4 protein-coding genes are annotated in these 6,654 nt (G+C 63.2%); all 4 read left to right on the top strand.

Annotated elements, in window-relative coordinates; translation table 11 throughout:
* Positions 1-180: 180 nt before the first annotated feature.
* The 4 genes from IAE77_RS23635 to IAE77_RS23620 are packed head-to-tail and all read left to right on the top strand — an operon-like array spanning position 181 to position 6,623.
* Entirely contained in the window at positions 181-1,575 is a 1,395-nt protein-coding gene (locus IAE77_RS23635) for a hypothetical protein (protein ID WP_294232056.1), read from the top strand.
* A 40-nt stretch (positions 1,576-1,615) separates the two neighbouring features.
* Positions 1,616-2,527 carry an alpha/beta hydrolase-fold protein gene (locus IAE77_RS23630; RefSeq protein WP_294232054.1) on the top strand — a complete coding sequence of 304 codons (912 nt, stop codon included), beginning with the start codon at positions 1,616-1,618 and terminating at the stop codon, positions 2,525-2,527.
* Between the two features lie 40 nt (positions 2,528-2,567).
* Positions 2,568-5,126 carry a DUF1549 and DUF1553 domain-containing protein gene (locus IAE77_RS23625; RefSeq protein WP_294232052.1) on the top strand — a complete coding sequence of 853 codons (2,559 nt, stop codon included), beginning with the start codon at positions 2,568-2,570 and terminating at the stop codon, positions 5,124-5,126.
* Positions 5,127-5,129: 3 nt separating this feature from the next.
* Positions 5,130-6,623, top strand: coding sequence for a DUF1501 domain-containing protein (locus IAE77_RS23620; RefSeq protein ID WP_294232050.1), 1,494 nt, complete (start codon positions 5,130-5,132; stop codon positions 6,621-6,623).
* Positions 6,624-6,654 lie beyond the last annotated feature (31 nt).

Below are 6,654 nucleotides of genomic sequence, written 5' to 3'. Positions count from 1 at the left end.
TATGCCCCACGCTCACCGCAGGTACAACTGCATTTTCGACCCATTCTGAGGTTCTAAAACACTGCCTAGTACGGCAGCGCCAGGAAATGACCCTCGCCTTTGAAACCGACTCGCGCTGACATCTGTCCGCCAGTCGTTGATCGCTGCGAGGATTCGCGGCGCGGCGTTCGTATGAAACGCATGAACTTGCTCCGATTCGCCTGCGCCGTCCTGTTGTTCTCCGTCTCCCTTCACGCCGCCGAATTCCGTGCCGGTGCCGCCACCAGCAACATCACGCCGGAGCTCGGCAGCTCGATCAACGGCGGCTTTCAGGATGGAAAAGCCGCTTTCATCCACGATGAGCTGCATGCGAGGTGCCTCGCGCTCGATGATGGCCAGACGAAGCTCGTATTCGTCGTCGCGGACAGTTGCGTGATCGGCCGCGGCATCTTTGACGAGGCGAAGAAGATGGTGAACGAAGCCACCGGCCTGCCGGTGGAGAACATGATGATGTCCGCCACGCACTCGCACTCCTGCGGCACGCTGCAGGCGGTTGGGCAGAGCGAGCCAAACCCGATGTATCAGCGTTTTGTGGTGCGGCGCATCGCCGATGGTGTGCGGCGTGCCTTGAACAACCTCGCGCCGGCGAAAATCGGCCACGGCAGCGCTACGGTGCCACATCAGGTCTTCAACCGACGCTGGAAGATGAAGCCCGGCACCATCCCGCCGACTCCACTCGGCATCACCACCGATCAGGTGAAGACCAATCCCGGCATCAACAACCCAGGTCTTGTGGAGCCCGCCGGCCCCACCGATCCCGAAGTGAGCTTCATCAGCGTGCAAGGCGTGGATGGAAAACCCATCGCCCTGCTGGCAAACTACTCGCTTCATTACGTCGGCGGTGTCGGTCCTGGGCACATCTCGGCGGACTACTTTGGCGCGTTCGCGGTGAAGATCGGCCAGTTGCTCGGCGCAGGCCCTGAGTTCGTCGGCATCATGTCGAACGGCACCAGTGGCGACATCAACAACATCGACTTCCGTGGCGGTCAGGCCAAGGAAGCACCGTATGGCCGCATCCAGATCGTCGCGAACGATGTCGCGCAGGCCGTCGCGGCCGCGGTGAAGACCGTGAAGCATGCCGACTCGGTGCCGCTGCGTGTCGCGCAGAAGGAAATCGAGCTCGGTTTGCGCATTCCGAGCAAGGACGAGGTCGAAAAGGCCCGCGAAGTGATGAACGGCTCCAAACTCTTCCCACGCATGGAAACGATGGAGCAGGTCTATGCGCGTGAAACCGTGCTCCTGGCCGATTTTCCCGCCAAAGTGTCCGCACCGCTGCAAATCATGAAAATCGGCAATCTGCACGTCTCCGCGATTCCCGCCGAGGTCTTCGTCGAAATCGGCCTGGAGCTCAAAAAGCGTCATTCGCCCACTTTCACCGTCTCCTTGGCCAACGCCTACCACGGCTACCTGCCCACACCGGAGCATCACGCCCTCGGCGGCTATGAAACCTGGCGTGCGCGCTCAAGCTGCCTCGAAGTCGATGCCTCCACCAAGATCGTCGCGGGACTCGAGGAGCTGTTCGCGAAGCTGAAGTGAGCCGCGACCTTTTGAAGCATGCCGCGTTTCACCGAGCTGCATGAAAGCCGTCCTGCTCAGCCTGCTCGCCCCCGTCACCTGCCTGTGTGCCCAGCAAAAACACGTCTGGGTGCTGCCGGAGATCAATGCGCCGCGCATGCAGCGCATGCTTTTCGACAGCAAAGCCGCCGGTGAACCGGTGAGCTGTTATGTCTTCACGCCTGAAAGCTACGACACGCAGAAGGAACAGCGCTTCCCCGTGCTCTACTGGCTTCACGGCAGCGGCGGCAGCTCACCTGGCTCTGCCGCGCAAGTGGCGCAGCGTTATGGCGAGGCCATGCGGGCCGGCAAAATCCCGCCGATGATCATGGTCTTCCCCAACGGACTGCCGATGGGCATGTGGTGCGATTGGAAAGACGGCTCGGTGAAGCTCGAGACGATGTTCATTGAGGAACTCATCCCGCACATCGACCAGCGTTTCCGCACCCAGGCGAAGCGTGAAGGCCGCATCATCGAAGGCTTCAGCATGGGCGGCTACGGCGCGGCACGATTGGGCTTCAAATACCCGCAGCTTTTCGCTGCTGTGTCGCTGCTCGGTGCGGGTCCATTGCAGCCAGATTTCAATGAAGCGCCTCGCGCAGGCCCACGCGGTCGCGATCAAGTCCTCGGCACCGTGTATGGCGGCGACATGGCCTACTACCGCGCGCAAAGCCCGTGGCTCATCGCCGAGCAAAACGTCGAAAAACTCCGCTCCGGCCTCCTCATCCGCCAGATCATAGGAGATCGCGATGAGACGCTCGGTTTCAATCGCGAGTTCAAGCGGCATCTCGACGCGCTGAAGATCCCTCACACCTACCGCCAGCTCCCGGGGATACCGCACAATCCGAATCTCGTGCTCGATGCTCTTGGTGAGGACAACTGGGGTTTTTACAAGCAGGCGCTGGTCGGCATGCGCTCCGCCCAGCCTGAGTAGAGGGCCGGTGGGCAATAAGCAGGGAGCGATCTTCGTAGTGATGGATGTGCCAAGACTGTTTCATCCACCCTCCAAGCCCTTTTCCCAGATCGCCCTGACTCTGGTGCTCGCGCATGGCGTGGCGTGGGCCACCCCGGCAAACAAAAAGTCGGCGGCGAACCATTTTGAGCATTTCCTGCCCGCGAAGCTCACGGACTGCACGCTTTGCCATCTGCCTTCGGCGAATCATACGCCGGAGAGCCTGGAGGAGTTCCCGCACAATGCCTTTGGCAAGGAACTGGCCGCGCTCGGGAAGAAATCGCCGCTGCCGGAGCGGCTGCAGAAGGTTGCGAAAGCCGACAGCGATGCCGATGGCGTGCCGAATCTGGCTGAGATCCTGCTCGGCGGGCATCCGGGCGATGCCAAGGTAAAGCCAGCCGCCCTGACCGGGCTGCCCGAGAAGGAGACGGCGCTGGCCGCCTTCCTGAAGCGATATCCGTGGGAGCCGTTCAAGCCGGTGAAACGTCCGGCGCTGCCGCTGCCAGGGGTGCCGAATCCGATTGATGCCTTCATCAACGAGCAGCTCGCGGCGCACAGCCTGAAGCCTCTTGGCGAGGCCACGCCTGCTCAGCTCGCGCGACGCATCTACATGGATCTCATCGGCCTGCTGCCTTCGCCGCAGCAGGTGGCGGAGTTTGAAAAGGCGCACGCGGCGCAGCCTGAGCTGGCCGTCCGCCAGCTCACCGACCGCCTGATGGACGATCCGCGTCATGGCGAGCGCTGGGGCCGGCATTTCATGGACATCTGGCGCTACTCCGACTGGGAGGGCTACAAGGGCGCGGTGCGCTTGAGCCAGCCGCACATCTGGCGCTGGCGCGACTGGATCATTGAGTCCCTGAACGCCAACAAGCCCTACGACCGCATGGTGCAGGAGATGCTGGCAGGCGATGAACTGTCGCCGACAGATGAAAACGCTGTGCGCGCCACCGGCTACCTCGCGCGCAACTTCCAGAGCGACCGCCTGCAATGGATGGACAACATCGTGGAGCACACCAGCAAGGCCTTCATGGGCCTGACGATGAACTGCGTGAAGTGCCACGACCACAAATACGACCCCATTCCGCAGGCCGACTACTATGCCATCCGGGCCGTCTTTGAGCCCTACCAGGTGCGCACCGACCCGGTGCCCGGCCAGATCGACGTGGCCAAGGACGGCCTGCCCCGCGCCTATGACAAGACGCTGACCGCCGTGACCTACATGTTCCAGCGCGGCGACGAACGTTTCCCGATCAAGGACAAGCCCGTCGCGCCCGGCGTGCCCGCGATTTTCAACGGCAGGCTGGAGGTGAAGCCCGTGAGCCTGCCGCTGGTGGCGCAGCAGCCGGAGAAAAGCGATCACTACAAGGCCGCGATGCTCGCCGCCGTGGAATCGCTGGCCGACCAGGAGCTGCGTGAGATGAAGCGCAAAATGCTGGGGCAGCAGCTCGAGCTGGAGACGCTGGAGGACAAGGGCATGAGCAAAAAGTCCGAGGCCTGGAAAGCCATGGCCTTGCAGGTGGCGGAGCTGCAAAAGCAGACGGCCCTCATCGAGGCGCGCGACGAGAAGGAAAAGGCGGATGAGGCCCTGAAGAAGGCCATCGCCACGAAACCGCTGACCACCTCGGTGAAAAAGACCATCGCCACAGCGAAGACGAATGCCGCGGCGGCCGCCAAGAAGCTCGCCGCTGCCGAGACGGCGATGAAGGCGCCTGCCAAGGCCACGGATTACAAGCCGCGCACCGTCGCCACCTATCCGGCGACCAGCAGCGGCCGCCGCTTGGCCTTTGCGCGCTGGCTCACCTCGCCGCAGAACACGTTGTTCGCCCGTGTCGCGGTGAACCACCTGTGGATCCGCCACTTCGGCGTGGGCATCGTCGCCACGCCGGATGATTTCGGTGCCAATGGCAAAAAGCCCACGCATCCCGCGCTGCTCGACTGGCTGGCGGCTGAGTTCATCCGCAGCGGCCACGACCTGAAGCACATGCATCGCCTCATCCTCAGCAGCGCGGTGTATCGCCGCGCCAGCGCCAGCGGCCCGGCCACGGCGAACGATGCCGTCGATCCCGACAACGTGTGGTATTGGCGCGCCCCCCTGCGTCGCATGGAGGGCGAGGCCGTGCGCGACAACCTGCTGCATGTGGCCGGCCTGCTCGACCCCACTTTCGGCGGCCCGGACATCGACAGCGCCACCGCCGAGACGAGCCGCCGACGCAGCGTGTATCACCGCCATGCGCAGGAGACACAGGCCGAAATGGTGCAGATCTTTGACGGCGCACGCCCCAACGAATGCTACCAGCGCGAGCGCAGCATCAAGCCGCATCAGGCGCTGGCGCTGGCCAACAGCCAGGTCACGCTCGACGCCTCCGTGGCGCTCGAGAAACGCCTCACCCGTGAAACCGGCGCGGATTACAATGCTTTCGTCACCGCCGCCTTCGGGCACATTCTGAACCGTGCTCCCAAGGCCGACGAATTGCGACTGAGCACCGCCTTCTTGCAAAAGGAGGGCCGGGACAGCACGCGGCTGCGCCAGCACTTCCTCGGCGCGCTTTTCAACCACAACGACTTCATCACCCTGCGCTGAACCATGAAAATGAAACGCCCCGGCTGCACCGGCACCCGCCGCCAGTTCCTGCTCGACACGGGCATGGGCTTCACCGGCCTCGCGCTGAACGCGATGATGTTCAAAGACGGCGTGGCACAGGCCGCGCCCTCCACGCAGGACGTGCTCACCGCCTGGCAGACCGGCCAGGCCAAAGCAAAGTCGGTGATCTGGATGTTCATGATCGGCGGCACCAGCCACATGGAGAGCTTTGATCCCAAGCCTGAGCTGACCAAATACGCGGGCAAGTCGATTGATGAAACGCCTTACCGCGACGCGGCCGACCAGACCAAGATCAACAAGATCCTGGCCGAGCCGGGCAAGGAAAAGCGCGAGGTCTTCAAGAAGATCCTGCCGCTCATCGCCGGACACAAGAAATATGGCCGGAGCGGCATTGAGGTGAGCGACCTCTTCCCGCATATCGGCGGCGTGGCGGATGACATCTCCTTCCTGCGCGGCATGTGGACGATCGACAACAACCACGGCGCGCAGCTCACCTTCCACACCGGGCGCAAGATCGGCGACACCGGCCATCCTACCGTCGGCGCCTGGGCCAGCTATGGTCTCGGCACGCTGAACGCGAACCTGCCGGAGTTCGTCGTCCTTGGCGAGCCCAGCGCCGACTGCTGCGGTCGCTCCTTCACTTTTGGCAGCGCCTACCTCGGGCCGGAATACGGCGGCGTGCGGCTGAAGGTCGACCCGAAAAACCCGCTGTCCTTCGTCCATCCCGCCGATCCCAAACTCACCTTTGAGGAGCAGCGTGAGGCCTTCAGCCTCATCGGTGAGCTGAACCAGCTCTCCGGCATCGACTACCCGACCGACGCCGAGCTTAACGCACGCATCAAGGCCTACGAGCTCGCCTTCCAGATGCAGATGGCCGTGCCGGGCATCATGGATTTCTCCAAGGAGCCGGAGCATGTGAAGCGCCTCTATGGCCTCGACCGCAAGGAGTGCCTCGCCTTCGGTTCGCAATGCCTCGCCGCACGTCGCCTCGTCGAGCAGGGCGTGCGCTTCGTTCAGCTCTTCCACGGCTACAGCGGCAACGCCGGACGCTGGGATCATCACAAGGACATCGCCAAACTGATGCCGCCGATGTGCGCGGAGATTGACCAGCCCATCGCCGGCCTCATCCACGATCTCAAGCAGCGCGGCATGCTCGACGAGACGCTCGTCGTCTGGGGCACCGAGTTCGGCCGCACGCCTGGTGCGGAGTTCCGTGACACCAACGTCAGCGGCTCCGGCCGTGACCACCATCCGCACGGCTTCACCTGCCTCATGGCCGGTGGCGGCACCAAAGGCGGGTTTGTGCATGGAGCCACCGACGAACTCGGTTTCCACGCCGTCGAAGGCCGACAATACGTCACCGACCTGCATGCCACCGTGCTGCACCAGCTCGGCCTCAACCACCGCATGATGCACCCCGGCCGCCAGCGCCTGGAACAGGACTTTGGGAATGTGATCAAAGAAGTGCTGGTGTGAATGATCACTTCCCTGCCTTTGGGTGAAAAGC

The organism is Prosthecobacter sp. (assembly GCF_014879935.1).
Taxonomy (GTDB): domain Bacteria; phylum Verrucomicrobiota; class Verrucomicrobiia; order Verrucomicrobiales; family Verrucomicrobiaceae; genus Prosthecobacter.
Note: the sequence above shows the minus strand (reverse complement) of the source record. Positions and strands in the feature narration are given on the sequence as shown.

Excerpts from the sequence above, each read along its gene's own strand:
- IAE77_RS23635 (WP_294232056.1), top strand. The coding sequence starts at position 181 with ATGAACTTGCTCCGATTCGCCTGCGCCGTCCTGTTGTTCTCCGTCTCC.
- IAE77_RS23630 (WP_294232054.1), top strand. The coding sequence starts at position 1,616 with ATGAAAGCCGTCCTGCTCAGCCTGCTCGCCCCCGTCACCTGCCTGTGT.
- IAE77_RS23625 (WP_294232052.1), top strand. The coding sequence starts at position 2,568 with ATGGATGTGCCAAGACTGTTTCATCCACCCTCCAAGCCCTTTTCCCAG.
- IAE77_RS23620 (WP_294232050.1), top strand. The coding sequence starts at position 5,130 with ATGAAAATGAAACGCCCCGGCTGCACCGGCACCCGCCGCCAGTTCCTG.